The organism is Amycolatopsis sp. N2S4-7, from assembly GCF_058119595.1.
Genome location: NZ_CP172299.1, coordinates 9,689,245 through 9,709,827 on the forward strand (window position 1 = coordinate 9,689,245; position 20,583 = coordinate 9,709,827).

20 protein-coding genes are annotated in these 20,583 nt (G+C 71.6%); 11 read left to right on the forward strand and 9 right to left on the reverse strand.

The window, feature by feature from the left end; genetic code table 11:
- Positions 1–10 precede the first annotated feature (10 nt).
- The 4 genes from ACH54P_RS45775 to ACH54P_RS45790 are packed head-to-tail and all read right to left on the reverse strand — an operon-like array spanning position 11 to position 5,472.
- On the reverse strand, positions 11–1,144 hold the full coding sequence (locus tag ACH54P_RS45775) for a lactonase family protein (RefSeq protein ID WP_489909559.1): 1,134 nt from the start codon (positions 1,142–1,144) through the stop codon (positions 11–13).
- Positions 1,145–1,184: 40 nt separating this feature from the next.
- Positions 1,185–2,573 carry a GntP family permease gene (locus ACH54P_RS45780; protein ID WP_489909560.1) on the reverse strand — a complete coding sequence of 463 codons (1,389 nt, stop codon included), beginning with the start codon at positions 2,571–2,573 and terminating at the stop codon, positions 1,185–1,187.
- Entirely contained in the window at positions 2,570–4,165 is a 1,596-nt protein-coding gene (locus tag ACH54P_RS45785; RefSeq protein WP_489909561.1) for an N-acyl-D-amino-acid deacylase family protein, read from the reverse strand. The genes ACH54P_RS45780 and ACH54P_RS45785 overlap by 4 nt, the downstream gene beginning before the upstream one ends.
- Positions 4,165–5,472, reverse strand: coding sequence for an amino acid deaminase (locus ACH54P_RS45790; protein WP_489909562.1), 1,308 nt, complete (start codon positions 5,470–5,472; stop codon positions 4,165–4,167). Before ACH54P_RS45790 ends, ACH54P_RS45785 begins: the two co-directional genes overlap by 1 nt.
- A 151-nt stretch (positions 5,473–5,623) precedes the next feature.
- Here ACH54P_RS45790 and ACH54P_RS45795 point away from each other — a divergent pair, with 151 nt between their 5' ends.
- From ACH54P_RS45795 to ACH54P_RS45805, 3 genes are all read left to right on the forward strand, one after another.
- Positions 5,624–6,559, forward strand: coding sequence for a sugar kinase (locus ACH54P_RS45795; RefSeq protein ID WP_489917018.1), 936 nt, complete (start codon positions 5,624–5,626; stop codon positions 6,557–6,559).
- 73 nt (positions 6,560–6,632) lie between these two features.
- The gene (locus ACH54P_RS45800; RefSeq protein WP_489909563.1) at positions 6,633–7,391 is read left to right on the forward strand and encodes an IclR family transcriptional regulator; all 759 of its coding nucleotides are present in this window, start codon (positions 6,633–6,635) and stop codon (positions 7,389–7,391) included.
- Entirely contained in the window at positions 7,391–7,774 is a 384-nt protein-coding gene (locus ACH54P_RS45805; protein ID WP_004558798.1) for a RidA family protein, read from the forward strand. The genes ACH54P_RS45800 and ACH54P_RS45805 overlap by 1 nt, the downstream gene beginning before the upstream one ends.
- Positions 7,775–7,810: 36 nt before the next feature.
- On the opposite strand, the gene ACH54P_RS45810 is transcribed toward ACH54P_RS45805, so the two are convergent.
- From ACH54P_RS45810 to ACH54P_RS45820, 3 genes are read right to left on the reverse strand one after another with little or no spacing between them, the layout of a single operon-like run.
- Positions 7,811–8,806 carry a 1-aminocyclopropane-1-carboxylate deaminase gene (locus ACH54P_RS45810; protein WP_489909564.1) on the reverse strand — a complete coding sequence of 332 codons (996 nt, stop codon included), beginning with the start codon at positions 8,804–8,806 and terminating at the stop codon, positions 7,811–7,813.
- Positions 8,803–9,438 (reverse strand): GntR family transcriptional regulator, encoded by a 636-nt coding sequence (locus tag ACH54P_RS45815; protein WP_489909565.1) that lies wholly within the window; start codon positions 9,436–9,438, stop codon positions 8,803–8,805. The genes ACH54P_RS45810 and ACH54P_RS45815 overlap by 4 nt, the downstream gene beginning before the upstream one ends.
- 57 nt (positions 9,439–9,495) lie before the next feature.
- Positions 9,496–9,855 carry a DUF1844 domain-containing protein gene (locus ACH54P_RS45820; RefSeq protein ID WP_167441657.1) on the reverse strand — a complete coding sequence of 120 codons (360 nt, stop codon included), beginning with the start codon at positions 9,853–9,855 and terminating at the stop codon, positions 9,496–9,498.
- Between the two features lie 203 nt (positions 9,856–10,058).
- Here ACH54P_RS45820 and infC point away from each other — a divergent pair, with 203 nt between their 5' ends.
- The 6 genes from infC (at position 10,059) to pheT (ending at position 16,055) form a co-directional block, all read left to right on the forward strand.
- Positions 10,059–10,676, forward strand: coding sequence for a translation initiation factor IF-3 (gene infC, locus ACH54P_RS45825; RefSeq protein ID WP_013227848.1), 618 nt, complete (start codon positions 10,059–10,061; stop codon positions 10,674–10,676).
- Between the two features lie 67 nt (positions 10,677–10,743).
- Complete coding sequence (rpmI, locus tag ACH54P_RS45830) at positions 10,744–10,938, forward strand: 50S ribosomal protein L35 (protein ID WP_086672342.1); 195 nt, start codon at positions 10,744–10,746, stop codon at positions 10,936–10,938.
- A 68-nt stretch (positions 10,939–11,006) separates the two neighbouring features.
- The gene (gene rplT, locus ACH54P_RS45835; protein WP_004559056.1) at positions 11,007–11,384 is read left to right on the forward strand and encodes a 50S ribosomal protein L20; all 378 of its coding nucleotides are present in this window, start codon (positions 11,007–11,009) and stop codon (positions 11,382–11,384) included.
- Positions 11,381–12,196: a TrmH family RNA methyltransferase gene (locus ACH54P_RS45840; protein ID WP_489917020.1), complete on the forward strand. Its 816-nt coding sequence runs from the start codon at positions 11,381–11,383 to the stop codon at positions 12,194–12,196. The genes rplT and ACH54P_RS45840 overlap by 4 nt, the downstream gene beginning before the upstream one ends.
- 233 nt (positions 12,197–12,429) lie before the next feature.
- On the forward strand, positions 12,430–13,491 hold the full coding sequence (gene pheS, locus ACH54P_RS45845) for a phenylalanine--tRNA ligase subunit alpha (protein WP_489909566.1): 1,062 nt from the start codon (positions 12,430–12,432) through the stop codon (positions 13,489–13,491).
- Positions 13,491–16,055: a phenylalanine--tRNA ligase subunit beta gene (gene pheT, locus ACH54P_RS45850; RefSeq protein WP_489909567.1), complete on the forward strand. Its 2,565-nt coding sequence runs from the start codon at positions 13,491–13,493 to the stop codon at positions 16,053–16,055. Before pheS ends, pheT begins: the two co-directional genes overlap by 1 nt.
- Positions 16,056–16,282: 227 nt before the next feature.
- Here the strand turns inward: pheT and ACH54P_RS45855 are convergent, their stop codons facing one another.
- A complete protein-coding gene (locus ACH54P_RS45855; RefSeq protein ID WP_489909568.1) occupies positions 16,283–16,972 on the reverse strand; it encodes a DNA alkylation repair protein in 690 nt (229 codons plus the stop codon).
- A gap of 193 nt (positions 16,973–17,165) precedes the next feature.
- On the opposite strand from ACH54P_RS45855, the gene ACH54P_RS45860 reads away from it, so the two are divergent.
- Both ACH54P_RS45860 and ACH54P_RS45865 read left to right on the forward strand, forming a co-directional pair.
- Positions 17,166–18,749, forward strand: coding sequence for an alpha/beta hydrolase (locus ACH54P_RS45860; RefSeq protein WP_489909569.1), 1,584 nt, complete (start codon positions 17,166–17,168; stop codon positions 18,747–18,749).
- A gap of 200 nt (positions 18,750–18,949) precedes the next feature.
- Positions 18,950–19,447 (forward strand): helix-turn-helix domain containing protein, encoded by a 498-nt coding sequence (locus ACH54P_RS45865; protein WP_489909570.1) that lies wholly within the window; start codon positions 18,950–18,952, stop codon positions 19,445–19,447.
- A 171-nt stretch (positions 19,448–19,618) separates the two neighbouring features.
- On the opposite strand, the gene ACH54P_RS45870 is transcribed toward ACH54P_RS45865, so the two are convergent.
- A complete protein-coding gene (locus tag ACH54P_RS45870; RefSeq protein WP_489909571.1) occupies positions 19,619–20,581 on the reverse strand; it encodes a helix-turn-helix transcriptional regulator in 963 nt (320 codons plus the stop codon).
- Positions 20,582–20,583 lie beyond the last annotated feature (2 nt).

A 20,583-nucleotide genomic window follows, 5' to 3' on the forward strand; every position in this document is an offset into this window, starting at 1 on the left:
CGCGAGCGGCTCAGGCGAAGTGGACGGAGTTGACGCTGCCGACGGCCAGGCGGCCGGCGACCGCGCCGGGCAGGCCGGTGGCCGGGTCGCGGGGCAGCCAGGTGACGGTGCCGGAACGCTGGTTCGAGACGTAGAACCAGTTCTCCGCCGGGTCGAGGGCCACGTGCCGCGGCCAGTTGCCGCCACTGGACACAGTGGACACCAGCTTCAGCGAGTCACCGGCGACGGCGAACGTCGCCAGGGTGTTCGGGCCGCGGACGGTCGCGTAGGCGAACTTCCCGTCCTTCGACAGGGCGATCTCGCCCGGGTAGAGCTCGCCGGTGCTCCCGGCGGGCACGGCCGGGACGACCGACAGCGCCTTCAGGGTCCCGGCGGCCGCGTCCCAGCTCGCGACCGTCACCTCCGCCCGCAGTTCCTGCAGGATGTAGGCGAACTTCCCGGTGCGGTCGAACACGAGGTGCCGCGGCCCGGCGCCGGACGGCAGCTTGAGCTGCTGGTGCAGTGAAAGCTTGCCGGTGGCGACGTCGAGCGAGTAGACGTACACCGAGTCGGCGCCGAGGTCGACCGCCAGCACCCAGCGGCCGGTCGGGTCGTTGACGACCTGGTGCGCGTGCGCGTCCCGCTCGGCCCCGGTGTGCTGGGCCAGGTCCGTGGCCGCGCCGAGCTTGCCGCCGCCGAGGATCGGCAGCACGACGACGCTGCCCGAGCTGTAGTTCGCCGCCAGCACGTACTTCTGGCTCGAGTGCACGCTCAGGTGCGTCGGCGCGCCGCCCTTCGACGAAACCTTGTTGAGCAGCTTCGGTTTCGTGGCGTCGGTGATGTTCAGCGCCGAGACGTACCCGGCCGGGTCGCCTTCGTTGGTGACGTACAGCGTCCTGCCGTCGGCGCTGCGGTCGAACCACGAGGTGTCGGTGATCCCGGGCACCGTCCGGACCGGGTTCAGCGTGGCCCCGGTCCGGTTCGTGACGTCGAGGCCGTGCCCGGTCGCCCCGGTGGTGTAGCTGCCGATGTACACGGTGGCTCCGGCGATGCAGCCCTTGGCCGTGGTGGCCGCGGCCGCGAGCGGCGCGCCGAGAACGGTGGCGGCGCTCGCGCCCGCGGCGGCGCCGAGGAACGTGCGACGGGAAAGTCCGGTCATCGTCATTGTCTCCCAACGGTTTCGGCGGCGGCTCACCCAGTATGGTCTAGACCACGGCCATGAGCAATGCCGAAACCCCGAATCCCGAAACGGAAAGCACGGTTTCCAGTGCGGTCCAGGACTTGATCGTCTGGGGCACCGTGAGGTTGAAGTAGCGGGAGACGATCCAGAACCCGCCGTCGTTGACGTGCGAGGCGATGATCGATCCGGCGGAGATCGCCATCACGAGCAGGGCCAGCTGGATCTGCGAATAGCCGAGCTGGGCGACGGTCGGCGCGATGATCCCGCTCGTGGTCACGATGGCGACGGTCGCCGAGCCCTGCGCGATGCGCATGCCGCAGCTGATGACGTACGCGGCGAGCAGCACCGGGAGCCCGGCGTCGTGCAGCGAGTCGGCCACGGCCTTGCCGATCCCGGTCGCCGAGAGCACCGCGCCGAAGAACGCGCCCGCGCCGACGACCAGCAGGATCATCGCCACCGGCCGCAGCGACTTCGCGGCCAGCTCGTTGAGGTCCTTGCCGGTGAACCCGCGCCGCAGCCCGAGCAGCCAGGACGCGAGCAGCACGGCGACGGTCAGCGCGACCGCGGGCGTCCCGATGAACGCGGCGACCCCGGCCAGGGCCGAGCCCTTCGGCAGCCAGATGCTGCCGAACGTGCCGGCCAGGATCAGCACCAGCGGCACCGCGATGATCGCGGCCACCAGGCCCAGGGACGGCGGGTTTTCTTCGCGCTCACCCTCTTCCTCGGCGAAGACCATGTCCTCGGGTACGTCGACGGTGATGCGCTTGCCGATCCACGTCGAGTAGAGGACGCCGCCGATGAGGAACGCGGGGATACCGCAGGCCAGGCCCATCAGGATGATCCAGCCGAGCTCGACGTGCAGCAGCCCGGCCGCGGCCACCGGACCGGGGTGCGGCGGCAGGAAGGCGTGCGTGATCGACAGGCCGGCGAGCAGCGGCATCGCGTAGAGCACGAGCGAGCGGCCGCCCTGCCGCGCGGCGACGTAGACGAGCGGGGCCAGCACGAAGATGCCGATGTCGAAGAACACCGGGATGCCGAAGACGAACCCGGCGACACCCATGGCCAGCGGCGCCCGCTTCTCGCCGAACGACCGCAGCAGCGCGCCGGTGAGCACCTTGGCGCCGCCCGAGCGTTCCAGGATCGACCCGAGGATCGTGCCCAGCCCGATGATCGCCGTGATGTGCCCGAGGATGCTGCCGAAGCCCTTTTCCAGCAGGGAGTCCGACGCCTTCTGGGCCGAGCCGACGATGGTGCCGACGGGCAGGCCCGCGGCCAGCGCGGTGAGCAGGCCGACGACGATGAGGGCGATGAAGGGTTCGAGCCGCAGCTTGATGATGAGCACCAGCAGGACGGCGATCGAGACGGCGGCGAGCGTGAGCAGGCCGCCCGTGGTGTGTTGCAGCCAGTGGATCATCGGGCTCTCCCGGGGTTGCGCAGGGAACGGCCGGCGAGGGCGCCGGTGGGGCTTCCGTCGTCGAGGGCGGCGACGCCGTTGACGAAGACGTGTTTGATGCCCGCGGCGGGCTGCCGCGGGTTGTCGAAGGTGGCGGTGTCGGCGACCGCGTCCGGGTCGAACAGCACCAGGTCCGCGGCGTACCCGGCGCGGACCAGCCCGCGGTCGGTCAGCCGCAGCCGCCGCGCGGCCCGCCCGGTCAGGTGGGCGACGCACTCGGCGAGGTCCAGCACGCCCAGTTCGCGGACGTACCGGGCGAGGTAGCGGGGGAACGTGCCCCAGGCCCGCGGGTGCGGCCGGGCGCCGACGAGCAGCCCGTCGCTGCCGCCGGTGTGCGTCCGGTGCCGCATGATCGCCTGGACGTTCTCCTCGTGCCCGACGTGCATCAGGCACGACGTCCCGAGCTTCTCGTCGAGGAGCGTGTCGAAGTACAGGTTCGCCGGTTCGGTGCCTTGGTCGCGGGCCGACGCGGCGACGCTGTGCCCGACGAGGTGGGCGTTGCGTTCGTTGCGGACACCGTTGATTTCGATGGCGTTCCAGTCGATCGGGACGCCGTGGGCACCGTCCGAACCGGACTCCTCGATCTCGGCGCGGATCCGCTCGCGTTCGTCCACATCGGACAAACGGGCCAGCGTCGCGTCGAGTCCGCCTTCGGTGGCCCAGCTCGGCAGCAGCGCGGAGAGGTAGGTCGCGCCCGGCAGGTAGGGATAGGTGTCGAGACTGATGTCGCAGCCGTCGTCGAGCGCGTCGTCCAGCAGCTTCAGCAGGTCGGGTGCCTTGCCCTTGTTGACCGAGAAGTTCATCGTCGCGTGCGCCAGGTGCAGCGGGCAGCCCGAGCGGCGCGAGACGTCGATCATCTCGGCGAACGCCTCCAGGGCGCCCTTGCCGTAGCTGCGGTGGTGCGGGCTGTAGAAGCCGCCCAGCTCGCCGACTACCCGGCACAGCTCGACCAGCTCACCGGTGTCCGCGTACATCCCGGGCGTGTAGGTGAGGCCGGACGACATCCCCATCGCGCCTTCGCGCAGGCCCGTGGCGACGAGCTCCTTCATCCGGGCCAGCTCGGCATCGGTGGCGGGACGGTCGTCCCAGCCGACGGCGAGCATCCGGACGGTGCCCTGCGGTACGAGGTAGGCCGCGTTGACGGCGATGCCCCGGTCGAGCCGGTCGAGGTACTCGCCGACCGAGCGCCAGTTCCAGTCGAAGCCCGGTGGGTCGTCGTTCCAGCCCGCCAGCTGCTGCCGCAGGGCTTCGAGGACGACGTCGTCGACCGGCGCGTACGACAGCCCGTCCTGCCCGAGGACCTCCGTGGTGACGCCCTGGGTGATCTTGGCCGGGTGGTCCGGGTTGGCCAGCAGCTGCAGGTCGGAGTGCGAGTGCATGTCGATGAACCCGGGCGCGAGCACCAGGCCGTCGGCGTCGACGACCCGGCCGCCGGTGAGCGATCCGGGATCGGCGACGCTCGCGATGCGGTCGCCGGTGAGGCCGACGTCCTGGCGGGTCAGTGCGTCGCCGGTGCCGTCGGCGACCAGCGCGCCGCGGAGGACGACGTCCATCAGAACCACGTCCGGACGAGGTCGACGACGGTCTCGCCGTCGGCCGCGGTCACCGGGATGAGCGGCCACTTGTCGAACACCGTGCACGGGTGCGAAAGCCCGAGCCCGATCCAGTCGCCGACCTCGACCGGGGACCCCGGCGGCAGGGTCAGGAACGCGTGCTGGTCGTTCATCTTCGCGACGACGTGGCCTTCGAGCGGCTCCGCGGGGCCGCCCGGGGTCCGGCGCAGCTGCGGCTCGGGCATGCCCTCGTCGAACGAGGCGTCGCGCTTGCCGATGGTCAGCAGCGCCAGTTCGCCCGACGGCTTCGACGTCACCTGCGCCCAGGCCCGGAGGGCGGGCCGGAACGACTCGACGCCGTCGATGCGCGGGTGGTCGCCGAGCGGGGAGATCTCGCGGTAGAAGCCGTCGTCGTGGGTGAGGTACGCGCCGCTGCGCAGCACCGGCAGCACGTCGAGGCCCTCCGGCCACGGTTTCGTCAGCTCGTTCGCGACCTGGTCGAAGTACGCGCTGCCGCCGGCCGTGACGATGATCTGCCCGTCGAGGAGTCCCTTGTCCGCGAAGGAGATCGCGAGGTCGCGCAGACCGTCCACATAGGAGCTGATCTTGGCGAGCGCGGCTTCGTCGGTGTGGTGGGAGAGTGCGCCCTCGTAGCCGCCGGTGCCGCGCAGCCGCAGCACCGGGCTGGCGTCCACCGCTTCGGCGACGGCCCACGCGGTCGCCGTGTCGCGGACGCCGGTGCGGCCGCCGTCGGCACCCAGCTCGACCAGGACGTCCACCGGCCGCCGGGTGCCTGCGAGGGCCTCGGTCATCAGCTCGACGCCGCGGACCGAGTCGACCCAGCAGACGAACTCGAACGCCGGGTCGGCCGCCAGCTCGGCGGCCAGCCAGCGCAGGCCCGCCGGGTCGAGGAGCTGGTTGGCCAGCAGGATCCGGGAGACGCCGAAGGCGCGGTAGATCCGGAGGTGACCGGCGTTCGCGCAGGTCACGCCCCACGCGCCGTGCTCGATCTGGCGCGCGAACAGCTGTGGTGCCATGGTCGTCTTGCCGTGCGGGGCGAGCACCACGCCGCGCGCGGCGCACCACGCGGCCATCGTCCGCAGGTTGTGCTCGAGGGCTTCGTCGTCGAGCACGACGAAGGGCGCGAAGAACCCGTCGGTGAACAGGTTGAGCCGGCGTTCCGCGGCTTCGGCGAGGGTGAGCCCGGTCAGCGCGGGGGCGGCCGAGCGGAACCGCCAGTCGACGCGCTCCTGGCGGAGGGCGTCGAGCGCGGCGGTGTCCATGGTGCAGGCGGCGGGTGTGTTCATCGGCGGCGACCTCGGTTGCGTATGTTGCAACGACTGTTGCGCATGTTGCGCGCCATAGGTGTAGCATCCGGGTCGCCACAGGTCAACGGGGTGAAGGGCAGGGAGACGGAAAGTGACGAGCGGGCCCGAGGTGCTGTGTATCGGCGAGTCCATGGCGCTGTTCGTGCCCGCCGAACCCGGCCCGCCGGACGAGGTGAAGCAGTGGGTGCGCACCATCGGCGGCGCCGAATCGAACGTGGCGTGCAACCTCCCCACGCTCGGCGTGGCGAGCGGCTGGGTGAGCGCGGTCGGTGACGACCCGTTCGGCCGCGCGATGCTGCGCGAGATCGCGGCGGCGGGCGTCGACGTCAGCGCGTGCTCCGTCGACCCGGCGCGCCCGACCGGGCTCTACGTCAAGGAAAGCGGCGCGGGCGGCAGCCCCGTGCGCTACTACCGGACCGGCTCGGCGGCGTCGGCGATGGGCCCGTCGCTGCTCGACCGGCTGGACCTCGACGGCGTCCGCGTCCTGCACCTGTCGGGGATCACCCCGGCGCTGTCCGACAGCTGCCTCGCGCTCGTGCGCGCCCTCCTGGACATGCCCCGCGGCGACCGGCTGGTCTCCTTCGACGTCAACCTGCGGCCCGCGCTCTGGGCCGGCCGCGACCCCCGCCTGCTCGCGGAGCTGGCCGGGCAGGCCGACATCGTGCTGACCGGCGACGACGAGGCCGAGCGGGTGTGGGGGACCGGCGACCCGGCCGAGCTGCGGGCCCTGCTGCCGGGGCCGCGCACGCTCGTCGTCAAGCACGGCGAACGCGGGGCGACCCTCGTCGAAGGCGAGCCGCTGTTCGCGCCCGCGCTGAAGGTCGACGTCGTCGAGCCGGTCGGCGCCGGCGACGCGTTCGCCGCCGGGTTCCTCGCCGCCACGCTGCGCGGCGCGTCACCGCTGGAACGGCTGCGGCAGGGGCACCTGCAGGCCGCCGTCACGCTGCTCACCCACGACGACGTCGGCGTGCCGCTGCCCCGCCCGGTCGTGGATACGCTGCTGCAGGCCGACCCGGACGAGTGGCGTTCGGCGCGGCTGACCGGAGAGGGTGTGGTGCGCACGTGAGGGAGCTTGCGACCGAACCATTCGACACCGCGTCTTCGGCGAATGGCGCACCGAGCGTCAGCGAGGTGGGCGCGTGAGTCAGAGCTTGGATCGCGCGCTGACGCTGCTGAACTCGATCGCGAAGGACGCCCGCACCCTCGACGACCTCGCCGAGGAGATCGGCGTGCACAAGTCGACGGTGCTGCGGCTGCTGCGCACCCTCGAACAGCACCACTTCGTCCGCCGGGAGGGCACCCGGTACTACCGGCTCGGCAGCGCCATGTTCGACCTCGCCAACCAGGCTCTCGATTCCTTCGACGTCCGGCGCAGCGCCCACCCCGCGCTGGCCGCGCTCAACGCGCGCACGGGGCACACCGTGCACCTGGCCAGCTACGAGGACGGCGAAGTCGTCTACATCGACAAGTTCGAGGGCCGGCACTCGGTGCGGATGTACTCGCGCATCGGCAAACGCGCGCCGCTGCACTGCACGGCGGTGGGGAAGGTGCTCGTCGCGGCGATGCCGGCGGCGCGGCGCGAGGAGATCGCGCGGTCGATCGACTACCCGGTGCGGACGCCGAACACGATCACGACCCCCGAGGCCTACCTGGCCGAGCTGGACCGCGTCGCGCAGCTCGGGTACGCCGTCGACAACGCCGAGCACGAGGACTTCATCCACTGCATCGCCGCGCCCGTCCGCGGCGCGGACGGCGAGGTGCTGGCCGCCGCGTCGATGTCGGTGCCGAAGGTGCTGCTCGACTACGAAGGCCTGCTGGCGCTGGTGCCCGAGCTGCGGGCCGCCACGAAGGAAGCTTCCGTCCACAGTGGATGGACGGAGAACGGAAAGGGGCACTGATGAGCAAGACGGCAGTTTCCACCGAGAACGCGCCGAAGCCGCCGGCGAAGTTCTCGCAGGCCGTCCGCAAGGGGAACCTGCTGCAGGTCGCCGGCCAGGTCGCGTTCGACCCGGCCACGAACGAAATCGTCGGCGACGACGTCGTGGGCCAGACCCGGCAGACGTTCAAGAACATCGAGGCCGTGCTGGCGGAGGCGGGCGCGAGCCTCGCCGACGCGATCATGGTCCGGGTGTACCTGACCGACACGGCGCACTTCGCGCCGTTCAACGAGGTCTACAACGAGCTGATCGGCGACGCTCCGCACGCCGCCCGCACGACGGTCTACGTCGGCCTCCCGGGCGAGCTGCTCGTCGAGATCGACGTGCTCTGCGTGCTGGACTGACCGCTTCCGGGGCCGGGCCGGCCCGGCCCCGGGTGGTCAGCCGAGGACGCTCGTGTAGCCGTTGAGGGCGGGCTGCCCGCCGAGGTGGGCGTAGAGCACGGTCGAGTCGCGCGGGATCTCGCCGCGGCCGACCAGGTCGATCAGCCCGGCCATCGACTTGCCCTCGTACACCGGGTCGGTGATCATCCCCTCCAGCCGCGCGCACGTCTCGATGGCGTCGATCGTGGACTTGTCGGGGATGCCGTAGATCCCGGCGTGGTAGCGGTCGTCGAGTTCGACGTCCGGGAGCTGTCCCGCCCCGATCAGCTCGGCGGTGTTCCGCGCGATCCGCGTGACCTGCTCGCGGGTCTCCTCGGGCTTGGCGGAGCCGTCGATGCCGAGGATCCGGCGCCGCTTGCCCAGCGCGGTGCCCGCGACCATCCCGGCCTGCGTGCTGCCGGTGACCGAGCAGACGACGACGGTGTCGAAGAAGACGCCCAGTTCTTCCTCCTGCTTTTCGAGCTCGACGATCCAGTTCGCGAAGCCGAGCCCGCCGAGCCGGTGGTCGGAGGCGCCGGCCGGGATGGCGTACGGCTTCCCGCCGCCGGCCTCGATCTCGGCGATCGCGTCCTCCCAGGTCTGCTTGAAGCCGATGCCGAAGCCGGCTTCGACGAGCCGGACGTCGGCGCCGAGGATCCGCGAGAGCTGGATGTTGCCGACCTTGTCGTAGAGCGGGTCGTGCCAGTCGACCCAGCTTTCCTGCACGAGCACGGCCTTCAGCCCGGCGCGCGCCGCGGCGGCCGCGACCTGCCGGGTGTGGTTGGACTGGACGCCGCCGATGGAGACGAGGGTGTCGGCCCCTTCTTTCAGGGCGTCGGCGACGAGGTACTCGAGCTTGCGGGTCTTGTTGCCGCCGAACGCGAGCCCGGAGTTCACGTCCTCGCGCTTGGCCCAGATCTTCGCGCCGCCGAGGTGCTCGGTGAGCCGCTCCAGCGGGTGCACCGGCGACGGGCCGAACAGCAGGGGGAAGCGCGGGAAGTCGGCGAGGGTCACAGTTCCTCCAGCAGGTCGGTCCAGATGGTCGAGATCACGGAGACGGCGGTTTCGGTGTCGCGCTTCTCGAGCGCGTCGATGAGCTTCGTGTGGCGCTCGACGGAGTTCCAGGCCAGCGCCGAGCTGAACCGGGCGTGCTCCAGCCGGCGCAGCAGGGGCGTGTAGCGGTCGAGGGTCGCGGCGACGGCGGCGTTGCCCGCCAGGCGGACCGGGACGTCGTGCAGCTCGTCGTCCGCCGCGACCGCGGCCGCGATGTCGCGGGCTTCGATCGCCGCGGCGAAGCGGTCGTTGGCCGCGCGCATCGCGGCGATGTCGGCCGGCCGGCACTTCGGGACGGCCTGTTTCACCGCGAACTCGTGCAGCACGCGGACGATCTCCCGGGCGTCCAGGACGTCGCGCGACATCACGTCGGAGACCCGCGTGTAGCTCTGGGGCTTGGAGTCGACCAGCCCGTCGTCCGCCAGCCGCAGCAGGGCCTGGCGGACCGGGGCCTTCGACAGGCCGAGCTCGTTCGCGAGTTCGGCGTCCCTGAGCGGGGCGCCCGGGGGGAGCGTGCCGTCGACGATCGCGCGCCGGATGCGTTCGTAGGCCTCGTCACGCAGGAGCGGACGGGTGACCTTTGAGAGACTCACATCTAACATTTTAGATGTCAGAGGGCTCGTCCGGCAAGGAGCCGGACGAGGGAGAGGTCAGTAGACGGGACCGGTGTACTTTTCCCCGGGGCCCTGACCGGGCGGATCGGGCACGACCGAGGCCTCGCGGAAGGCCTTCTGCAGCGACTGCAGACCGTCCCGCAACGGACCCGCGTGCAGGCCCAGGTACTCCGCCGAGGCCGTCACGAGCCCGGCGAGCGCGGTGATCAGGCGGCGCGCTTCGTCGAGGTCGCGGTGCGGGGAGGTCGCCGGGTCGGCGTCGGCGAGGCCGAGCCGTTCGGCGCCGGCCGACAGCAGCATGACGGCGGCGCGGCTGATCACCTCCACGCTGGGGATGTCCTCCAGGTGGCGCGCTTCCGGGGAATACGGGGGCTGTTGCGAAGGTTGTTCCGACACGTCTGGTACCCTTCCACGAGCGACCAGCCTCCGAGCGATCGGGGGCGGCAAGTGGAGCCCCGCTCCCACCCGCGTCACCGTACAGGTGTCCGGGTCCGGTCTCGCCCGGACGCAAGTTCCGGGTGGAGTGCCCGGCCTCGCGGCCGGGGGCGATCGGAACAGAGTGGGCCCCGCGCACCGAACGGTGTCGGGGCCTTCGCTATGTGGGCACCAGGTCGAACGAGAACAGGAAACATTCCTCGGACCAAGGAGGCCCCATCAGCTCCGAGACACGCATCAACGACCGAATCCGGGTGCCGGAGGTCCGACTCGTCGGACCCGCCGGTGAACAGGTCGGCATCGTCCGGATCGAGGATGCGCTGCGCCTGGCGCAGGAGAACGACCTCGACCTCGTCGAGGTCGCGCCGCAGGCCCGCCCGCCGGTGTGCAAGCTCATGGACTTCGGCAAGTTCAAGTACGAGAGCGCGCAGAAGGCCCGTGAGTCGCGGCGCAACCAGCAGCTGACCGTCATCAAGGAACAGAAGCTGCGCCCCAAGATCGACCAGCACGACTACGAGACCAAGAAGGGTCACGTGTCGCGCTTCCTGGCGGCGGGCAACAAGGTCAAGGTCACGATCATGTTCCGCGGTCGCGAGCAGTCCCGGCCGGAGCTCGGCTACCGGCTGCTGCAGAAGCTCGCCGAAGACGTCACGGAGCTCGGCTTCGTCGAGTCGTCGGCCAAGCAGGACGGTCGCAACATGATCATGGTGCTGGCCCCGCACAAGAACGTGAAGCCCAAGGCGAAGGCCGAGGCGGCCCCCGAGCCGACTCCCGAGGCGTAAGCGCCGACCAGCACAGTCAGCGGCTCACCGGTTCTCCGGTGAGCCGCCGCACGAAAGAGGACTTGTAATGCCGAAGATGAAGACCCACAGCGGGACCTCCAAGCGGATCCGCGTCACGGGCACGGGCAAGCTGCGCCGCCAGAAGGCCGGCCGTCGGCACCTGATGGAGAAGAAGTCCAACCGCCTCACCCGCCGCCTCGAGGGCACCACCGAGCTGGCGAAGACCGAGGCCGGTCGGGTCAAGCGCCTTCTCGGCATCTGATCCCGCAGAACTTGCTGTAACCACCCGGGGCGTTCCCCTTCGCCCCCTGAGATCGACAGGATGGACCCGTGGCACGCGTCAAGCGGGCGGTCAACGCCCAGAAGAAGCGTCGCGCAACTCTCGAACTGGCCAGCGGCTACCGCGGCCAGCGTTCGCGGCTGTACCGCAAGGCCAAGGAGCAGACGCTTCACTCGCTCAACTACGCCTACCGGGACCGTCGTGCCCGCAAGGGTGACTTCCGCCAGCTGTGGATCACCCGCATCAACGCGGCCGCCCGCGCGAACGGCGTGACCTACAACCGGTTCATCCAGGGCATCAAGGCCGCGGGTGTCGAGGTCGACCGCAAGATCCTCGCGGACCTCGCCGTCAACGACGCCGCCGCCTTCACCGCGCTGGCCGAGCTCGCCAAGGCCAACGTGAACACCGGCGAAGCGAAGTCGGCCTGACCGGCAGCTTTTCCCGACCCGGGGCGGAACCGTTCACCGAACGGACCCCCCGGGTCGTTGCTGCGCGCAAGCTGACGCGGCGCGCGGAACGCGACAAGACCGGCCGGTTCCTGGCCGAAGGCGCCAACGCCGTCGAGGCCGCCCTGACCGGTGGCACGGTGCACGAGCTGTTCGTCACCTCGCGCGCGTCCGCGCAGCACGCGGACCTGATCGACGCCGCCCGCGCGGCCGGTGTCCCGGTTTCGCCGATCACCGACCGCGCCGCCGACGGGCTTTCGGAAACGGTGACGCCGCAAGGCATCGTGGCCGTCTGCGCGCTGCTGGACCGTCCCCTCGCCGAGGCCGTGACCCCGGCCGCGCGGCTCGTCGTCGTGCTGGTGGACGTCGCCGACCCCGGCAACGCGGGCACCGTGATCCGCGTCGCCGACGCCGCGGGCGCCGACGCGGTGGTCCTGGCGGGCGACACCGTCGACCCCCACAACGGCAAGTGCGTCCGCGCGGCCGCCGGCAGCCTGTTCCACCTGCCGATCGCGCGGGTCCGTGACGTCCCCGCCGCGCTGGCCGCCTGTTCCGGCGCCGGTCTGCGCACCTTCGCCGCGCACGGCTACGCGGACGCCGAACTCGATCGGGTGGATCTCACCGCGCCGACGGCGTGGGTCTTCGGCAACGAGGCCCACGGCCTGCCCGCCGAGGTCCTCGACCGGACCGATCTCGCGGTCCGGATCCCCCTGTACGGCAAGGCGGAAAGCCTGAACCTCGCCACCGCCGCGGCCGTCTGCGTCTACACGAGCGCGATGGCGGCGCGCCGCTGATCTTCGGTCGCCACGCTGACCTGCGGGGATGCTCCGCGTCCCGCGTTTTCCCGCAGCCCGGCGACCTCCGGTCCGGCCGCCGCCGCGCCCCGCGCCGGCCGTGCCCGCGCACCGGCCGAGGGCGACCGGGGGCACCCGGACCCGATCCCATAGACTTTTCCCGCCTCTGACCTCTCGTGCGCCGCGTGTCCGGCGGAGCACGAACGACCAGTCCCAGCGGACGCCGAGGAGTTATGTCCGGAGCCAAGGAGAAGGAAGCCCAGGGCGCGGTTCTCGCCCCCGAGACGCTGCAAGAGGCGGTCAAGGCCGCCGAAGCGGCGTTCGCCGCCGCGACCGGGCTCGACGCGCTGGCCGAGGTCAAGCCGGCTCACCTCGGCGACCACTCGCCGCTGCTGCTGGCCCGCCGCGAGATCGGCGCGCTGCCCAAGCAGGAGAAGGCCGAGGCGGGCAAGCGCGTCAACGAGGCCCGGCAGGCCGTCCAGTCGGCCTTCGACGCCCGCCGCGCCGAGCTGCAGGCGGAGCGCGACGAGCGCGTGCTGCGCGAAGAGGCCGTCGACGTCACCCTGCCGTGGGACCGCGTCCCGCGCGGCGCCCGGCACCCGATCAGCACCATCTCCGAGCGCGTCGCGGACGCGTTCGTCGCGATGGGCTACGAGGTCGCCGAGGGCCCGGAGCTCGAAGCCGAGTGGTTCAACTTCGACGCGCTGAACTTCGGCAAGGACCACCCCGCGCGCCAGCTGCAGGACACGTTCTACGTCGGCGAGGAGGACTCCGGCCTGGTGCTGCGCACGCACACCTCGCCGGTGCAGGCCCGCACGCTGCTGCACCGCGACCTGCCGGTGTACGTCGTCTGCCCCGGCCGGACGTACCGCACCGACGAGCTCGACTCGACGCACACCCCGGTGTTCACCCAGGTCGAGGGCCTGGCGGTGGACAAGGGCATCACGATGGCGCACCTCAAGGGCACGCTGGACGCCTTCGCCCGCGCGATGTTCGGCGAGAACTCGAAGACCCGGCTGCGCCCGCACTTCTTCCCGTTCACCGAGCCGTCCGCCGAGGTGGACGTCTGGTTCGAGGAGAAGAAGGGCGGCCCCGGCTGGGTCGAGTGGGGCGGCTGCGGCATGGTCAACCCGAACGTGCTGCGCGCCTGCGGCGTCGACCCCGAGGTGTACTCGGGCTTCGCCTTCGGCATGGGCATCGAGCGCACCCTGCAGTTCCGCAACGGGATCCCGGACATGCGCGACATGGTGGAAGGCGACGTCCGCTTCACCCTTCCCTTCGGAACGGAGGCGTAGTGCGAGTCCCAGTCAGCTGGCTGACCGAACACCTCGACATCGCTGAGGAGGTCACGCCGCAGGACCTGGCCGACGCGTTCGTGCGGATCGGGATCGAGGTCGACGACCTGAGGCAGCTCGGGCCCGTCACCGGCCCGCTCGTCGTCGGCCGGGTGGCCGAGATCGAAGAGCTCACCGAGTTCAAGAAGCCGGTCCGGTTCTGCCGCGTCGACGTCGGCGAGCCCGCCGAAGACACCGACGAGGTCGACGAAGCCGACGAAGACGAGGACGACGACGAAGCCGGCGAGTTCGACGAGGGCCCGCACGGCATCAAGACCCGCGGCATCATCTGCGGCGCGCGCAACTTCGCCGAGGGCGACCTGGTCGTCGTCGCGCTGCCCGGCGCGGTCCTGCCCGGCGACTTCGCCATCGCGTCCCGCAAGACCTACGGCCGGATCAGCGACGGCATGATCTGCTCGGCGCGCGAGCTCGGCCTCGGCGACGACCACACCGGCATCCTCGTGCTGCCGCCGGGCACCGCGAGCCCGGGCGACGACGCCCAGCAGCTGCTCGACCTCGGCGACACGGTGATCGAGCTCGCGCCGACCCCGGACCGCGGCTACGCGCTGTCGGTCCGCGGCCTCGCGCGCGAGCTGTCGAACGCGCTGGACGTCCCCTTCGGCGACCCGGCCCTGCTGGAGGTCCCGGCGGCCGAGGGCGACGCGTGGCCGGTCCGCGTCGAGGACCCGGAAGGCTGCCCGCGGTTCGTGCTGCGCCGGGTCACCGGCCTGGACGCGACGGCGCCGACCCCGTGGTGGATGCGGCGGCGGCTGATGCTGGCCGGGATCCGGTCCATCTCCCTGGCCGTCGACGTCACGAACTACGTGATGCTCGAGCTCGGGCACCCGTTGCACGCGTTCGCCACCAAGGCCATCCAGGGCGACCTGGTGGTGCGCCGGGCGAAGCCGGGCGAGAAGCTGACCACTTTGGACGATGTCGAGCGCACGCTCGACCCGGACGACGTGATCATCGCCGACGACAGCGGCGTCATTTCGCTGGCCGGCACGATGGGCGGCGCGAGCACCGAGATCACGGCGGAGAGCACCGACGTGCTGCTCGAGGCGGCGCACTGGAACCCGGCCGCGATCAGCCGCACCGCGCGGCGGCACAAGCTGTTCTCCGAGGCCGCCAAGCGGTTCGAGCGGTTCACCGACCCGCAGCTGTGCGCGGCCGCGGTCGAGCTGGCCGCCCGGCTGCTGCGCCAGTACGGCGACGCCGCCATCCAGCCCGGCCGCACCGACGAGGGCACGGTCGAGCCGAACCCGCCGGTCATGATGCCGATCAACCTGCCCGACAAGGTCGCGGGCGTGAACTACCAGCGCGGCGTGACCGTCCGCCGGCTCACCCAGATCGGCTGCAAGGTCTCGGTCGGCACGGGCGACGACGGCACCGGCCTGGTCACCGCGATCCCGCCGAGCTGGCGCGGCGACCTGCGCCAGCCCGCCGACCTCGTCGAAGAGGTGCTGCGGCTGGAGGGGTACGACAGCATCCCGTCGACGCTCCCCGCCGCCCCGGCCGGCCGCGGCCTGACCGACGCCCAGCGGCGCAGCCGCAGCGTCTCGCGCGCCCTGGCCGAGGCGGGGTACGTCGAGGTGCGGCCGTTCCCGTTCGTCAGCGACGCGGTGTGGGACGCGTTCGGCCTCCCGGCCGACGACGTCCGCCGCAACGCGGTTGTCGTCCGCAACCCGCTGGAGGCCGACCGCAACCGGCTGGCCACCACGCTGCTGCCCGGCCTGCTCGACACGTTGCAGCGCAACGTGTCCCGCGGGATGAAGGACGTCTCGCTGTTCCACATCGGCCAGGTGGTGCTGCCCGCGCCGAACCCGCTGAAGGTGCCGGACCTCGGCGTCGACCGGCGGCCGAGCGACGAGGAGCTCGCGCTGCTCGAAGCGGCCGTGCCGCTGCAGCCGGTGCACGTCGCCGTGGTCCTCGCCGGCCAGCGCCACCGCGCGGGCTGGTGGGGCCAGGGCGAGCCGGCGAACTGGGCCGACGCGGTGCAGGCGGCCCGGACGGTCGCCGAGGCCGCCGGGGTCGAGCTGACGGTGCAGGCCGCGGACCTGCCGCCGTGGCACCCGGGCCGCTGCGCCCGCCTCCAGATCGGCGACTGGCCGGTCGGCCACGCGGGTGAGCTGCACCCCAAGGTGGTCGAGGCCCTCGGCCTGCCGCCGCGGACGGTCGCGATGGAGCTGGACCTGGACGCGATCCCCCTGCCGGACTCCCGCCCGGCGCCGAGCGTGTCCGGCTACCCCCCGGTCCTCCTCGACGTGGCCCTGGTGGCGGCGGCGGACGTGCCGTCGGCGGACCTCGCGGCAGTGCTCCGCGACGGGGCGGGCGAGCTGCTCGAGGACATCACGTTGTTCGACGTGTACGCGGGCGAGCAGGTCGGCGAAGGCAAGCGGTCGCTGGCGTACAAGCTGCGCTTCCGCGCGGCGGACCGCACCCTGACGGTCGACGAGGCCACCAAGGCCCGCGACGCCGCAGTAGCGGCAGCGGGCGAGCGTTTCGAGGCAACCCTCCGCGCGTAACCGCCGGAGCCGAAGTACCGCGAGAGGGGCCGGGCCACCGGCCCCTCTTCGCGTCTCCAGCCCGCGCGCCCACGCCTCCCGCCGCCTTGCACGGCCCTCGCCCCCGAGCCGACCGCCCAATCACGCCAGCCGACCGTCCAGGCACGCGAGTCGTCCATCCATGTACGCGAGTCGTCCGTCTGAGTACGCGAGTCGTCCGTCCGGATTCGCTCCTCCGCGGCCCACCTTCACCCGATGTGCTTGAGCGCCTCCCGGCGGGAAAGCCCGGACAGGCCCGGGTGATCGTCCACGAAGCACCGGACCCAGTCCGGCGCCGTCTTCGCGTAGTCGCGCAGGGCCCAGCCGATTCCCTTGCGCAGGAAGAACTCCGGCTCGGCGATCGCCGGTTCGATCGCGCGGGTGAGCAGGTCCGTGTCCGTGTCCTCCTTCGCGCCGACCTGGCAGATGATCGCCGTGCGGCGGCGCCAGAGGTCGCGATCCGCCGCCCACCTCAGCATCACCGGCGTGACCTGCGCGCGGGCGGCCCGCAGGATCGGCCCGATCCGGCGGATGGCGAGCTCGTCCACGTAGTCCCACCACGCCCCGCTGACGATCATCTCCTCGTACATCGGGACCAGGTCCGGGTCCTGCCACCGCCGGTACGCGCGGTGCCCGGAAAGATCGATCGCCGCGTAGCGCTCCTCGCGGAATTCGGCGGTCCGCCACAACTCCAGGACCGTCGCCGTATATGTCACCCGATCGGGCAGTATGTGGTCGGCCAGGACCCGGTTGAGCAGCACGCTTCGCTCGGGTTTGGCCACCCCGCGGTACGGCATGGCCGACTTCATGTACGCCTGCATCGCCGGTGCTTTCACCGGGTCGGCCAGCTCGGCCAGCCCGGCGCGGATCGCCTTGACCAGCCGTTCGTCCGCGCTCATCCGTCCTCCCGTCGCCGTCGGGCGACCCGCAGCGTACTGCCGGGCACCGACAGTTCCGGCCCTGCGCGGCGACCCAGGTACCGACGAAAGGCGGATGGCGGAAAGCGCGGCGGTCAGCGAGATTGACCAGGGTTGCCGGTAGTTTCGTCGAAATCCGGCGAACTTCTGTCGAATGCGGACGAAAAGGACGACTGTGAAAAGAATCGTTGCCGCCGTCGCCGCCGCGGGGCTCGCGGCCGGGCTGATGGCCGCCGCGCCCGCCGCCTCGGCGGACCCCGGGGTGCAGTTCAGCCCCGCGCCGATCGCCTGGGGGCCCTGCGCGTCGGCGAGCCTGAAGGCCAACGGAGCCGAGTGCGGTTTCCTCGAGGTGCCGATGGACTACGCGAAGCCGGGCGGGGCGAAGGTCTCCGTCGCGGTGTCGCGGATCAAGCACAAGACCGCGCAGTCCCAGGGGATCATGGTGGTGAACCCCGGCGGCCCCGGTGGCTCCGGCCTCGGCCTGTCGGTGCTCGGCAAGTACGTGCCGAACCACGCCGGGGACAACTACGACTGGATCGGCTTCGACCCCCGCGGCGTCGGCTCCAGCAAGCCCGCGATCAGCTGCGACGGGAACTACTTCAGCTACAACCGGCCGGCGTACGTGCCGACCACGCCGCAGCTGGAGAAGACCTGGCTCGACCGTTCGAAGGGGTACGCCGAGGCGTGCAAGAAGAACGGCCCGATCCTCGACCACCTCAAGACGACCGACGTCGCGCAGGACATCGACAGCCTGCGCAAGGCGCTGGGTGAGAAGCAGATCAACTACTACGGCTTCTCCTACGGCACCTACCTCGGCCAGGTGTACAGCACGCTGTACCCGAAGAACGTGCGCCGGATGGTGCTGGACGGCAACGTCGACCCGCGGAAGGTCTGGTACCAGGCCAACCTCGACCAGGACGTCGCGTTCGACAAGAACATCAAGATCTACTTCGACTGGCTCGCCGGGTACGACGACGTCTACCACCTCGGCAAGACCGGCGCCGCCGTGGAGAAGCTGTGGTACGACACGCAGCGCAAGCTCGCCAAGAACCCGGCGGGCGGGGTCATCGGCGGCGACGAGTGGACCGACATCTTCCTGCAGGCCGGCTACTACGTCTTCGGCTGGGTCGACATGGCCAAGGCCTTCGACGGTTACGTCCACCAGGGTGACTGGCAGACGCTCAAGGCGCTCTACGACGACTCGAACCCGCCCGGCAACGACAACGGGTTCGCCGTGTACCTGGGCGTGCAGTGCACCGACGTGCAGTGGCCGACCAACTGGAACAAGTGGCGCGCCGACAACTGGCTGACCTACTTCAAGGCCCCGTTCGAAACCTGGGGCAACGCCTGGTTCAACGCGCCCTGCGCGTTCTGGCCGGCGAAGGCGGGCAAGCCGGTGAACATCGACGGCCGGAACGTGGCCGGTGCCCTGCTGATCAGCGAGGAGCTCGACGCCGCCACGCCGTACACCGGCAGCCTCGAGGTCCGGAAGCGGTTCCCGAAGTCGAGCCTGATCAGCGCGCCGGGCGGCACGACGCACGCCGGTTCGCTGTCCGGGGTGTCCTGTGTGGACGACAAGATCGCCGACTACCTGGCCACCGGCAAGCTGCCCGCGCGCCAGCCCGGCAACCACTCGGACGTCCAGTGCGACCCGGTGCCGGCTCCGGTGCCCGACGGCGCCGCGGCGCAGAAGTCGGACGGCTCCGCGAAGGCCGCCCAGGAGAAGCAGAGCACGCTGGCCCAGCTGCTGCACTTCTGAGCGAAGGTTCTCCCAGGTGCCCCGGTCCGGTTCTTCCGGACCGGGGCACCGTCTTGTCCGCCGGTGTCCCATCGTCGCCTCCTGATCACGTGCGGTGGTCGAGGGGGACGTTAGGGGAGGGGTCCGACAATTTCGGAGCGAAACCGGCCGTGAGCAGTGCGTGGCCGAAAATTGTCGGGGGTGCGCGCTAGCTTCGTGGCATGTCGATCATCGAAGAGCGCCGGACCGAGATCCGGGCCCAGGAGAACACCTACCAGATTGTGGTCGCCACCAGGACGGATGACGATCGCGCCGAACCGAACAGCAGGGTCATGATCACCCTGGAAGCCGGCGGCCCCGGCGGCGAACCGGTCGCCGAGGGCAGCCTCGACCTGGACGTCGCGGTGGCGGCCACGGTGGCCGACCTCGTCTCGGACGGGTTGCTGTCCGTGAACGGCGCAAGCCGGGCGCCGCGGCGAAGATCCGCGGGCCGTCCTGCCCAGCAGGGCCGCCCGTGGAGCGAGGAGATGGACGCGGAGCTGGAGAGCCGGTGGATCGCGGGCGAGAGCGTCGCGGAGATCGCGGCGTACTTCGAACGCACCCCCGGCGGCATCCGCGCCCGGTTGCCCCGCGTGGGCTGCGACCCGGAGAACCCGGGCTGCTACCTGCCGGTACCGCCGAGCAGGCGCACGGACCTGGACGGAGGCGAATCGGGCTGAGCGGCCGGTGGGCCGGTCCACAGTGGACCGGCCCACCGCGGCGGCAGGCGAGCGAAGAGACAGGGAGGAGCGGCAGTGCTGCACGGTAAAGGTGACCGAACGGTCCGTTGCGGCGGGCGGCGAGCAAGCCACCGGGGAGCGCCGGCGGTGCTGCGCGGGTGCGGCGAGCGGCTAGTTCCGGACGCCTGCCGCCGCGTTGGCGCGGTCCGCCAGCACCTTCAAGCGCTCCACCAGCTCCGGCGGTTCCTCGACCGTGAACGCGCACCCCAGGCCGAGCAGCCGGAACGCGAGCCAGTCCAGGGTGTCCGGGTGACTCCGCCACCGGCTCCGGCCGCCGGCCAGGTCGGTCAGCTCGTCGGCCGCCGCGCCGAGGCGGGGGGCGATCTGCGACGCCGGTTCCGCCAGGACCGCCACCGCCCGGTACGTCGGGACCAGGTCGTACAGCCGGTCGACGACGTAGGCCGCCAGATCCGTCGCGGGTGGCCGGCGGGGAACCGCCCGGCCGCCCGTCGCCTGGGCGTCGCGGACCCGGTCGGCGCGGAAGATCCGCCAGTCCGCCCGGTCGAGGTCGTACGCGACCAGGTACCAGCGGCGGCCGGTGGCGACCAGCCGGAGCGGCTCGGCCCGGCGGTGCGTCTCGGTCCCGTCGTTCGCGTGGTAGCGGAACCGGACCGTCTCGTGGTTGGTGATCGCACCGGCGAACACAGTCAGCTGCGCGGGGTCGACGACCGGCCCGGTGGCCGCCACGGTGACGGTCGCCGTGCCGATCGTGCCCACCCGGCGGCGCAGCCGCGCCGGCAGCACCTGCTCCAGCTTGGCCAGCGCCCGCACGGACGCCTCCTCGATCCCGGAAACGGCCTGGCCGGCGGCGGTCCGCAGGCCCACCGCGATCGCGACGGCTTCGTCGTCGTCGAGCACCAGGGGTGGCATCGCGGCGCCCGCGACCAGCCGGTACCCACCCGCGACACCGCGGCTGGCCTCGACCGGGTAGCCGAGTTCGCGCAGCCGCTCGATGTCACGGCGGATCGTGCGCGGGCTGACGCCGAGCCGGTCGGCCAGTTCGCTGCCCGGCCATTCCCGGGGCGTCTGGAGCAGCGAAAGCAGGCCGAGCAGCCGCGCCGGGGTGTCCGTCATGG

What these genes read in the sequence shown, in the direction of transcription:
- ACH54P_RS45775 (WP_489909559.1), bottom strand. Translation starts at nt 1,144, where the DNA reads ATGACGATGACCGGACTTTCCCGTCGCACGTTCCTCGGCGCCGCCGCG.
- ACH54P_RS45855 (WP_489909568.1), bottom strand. Translation starts at nt 16,972, where the DNA reads ATGAGCGCGGACGAACGGCTGGTCAAGGCGATCCGCGCCGGGCTGGCC.
- ACH54P_RS45795 (WP_489917018.1), top strand. Translation starts at nt 5,624, where the DNA reads ATGGCGCTGTTCGTGCCCGCCGAACCCGGCCCGCCGGACGAGGTGAAG.
- pheS (WP_489909566.1), top strand. Translation starts at nt 12,430, where the DNA reads ATGTCCGGAGCCAAGGAGAAGGAAGCCCAGGGCGCGGTTCTCGCCCCC.
- ACH54P_RS45865 (WP_489909570.1), top strand. Translation starts at nt 18,950, where the DNA reads ATGTCGATCATCGAAGAGCGCCGGACCGAGATCCGGGCCCAGGAGAAC.
- ACH54P_RS45785 (WP_489909561.1), bottom strand. Translation starts at nt 4,165, where the DNA reads ATGGACGTCGTCCTCCGCGGCGCGCTGGTCGCCGACGGCACCGGCGAC.
- ACH54P_RS45805 (WP_004558798.1), top strand. Translation starts at nt 7,391, where the DNA reads ATGAGCAAGACGGCAGTTTCCACCGAGAACGCGCCGAAGCCGCCGGCG.
- ACH54P_RS45780 (WP_489909560.1), bottom strand. Translation starts at nt 2,573, where the DNA reads ATGATCCACTGGCTGCAACACACCACGGGCGGCCTGCTCACGCTCGCC.
- ACH54P_RS45870 (WP_489909571.1), bottom strand. Translation starts at nt 20,581, where the DNA reads ATGACGGACACCCCGGCGCGGCTGCTCGGCCTGCTTTCGCTGCTCCAG.
- ACH54P_RS45790 (WP_489909562.1), bottom strand. Translation starts at nt 5,472, where the DNA reads ATGAACACACCCGCCGCCTGCACCATGGACACCGCCGCGCTCGACGCC.
- rpmI (WP_086672342.1), top strand. Translation starts at nt 10,744, where the DNA reads ATGCCGAAGATGAAGACCCACAGCGGGACCTCCAAGCGGATCCGCGTC.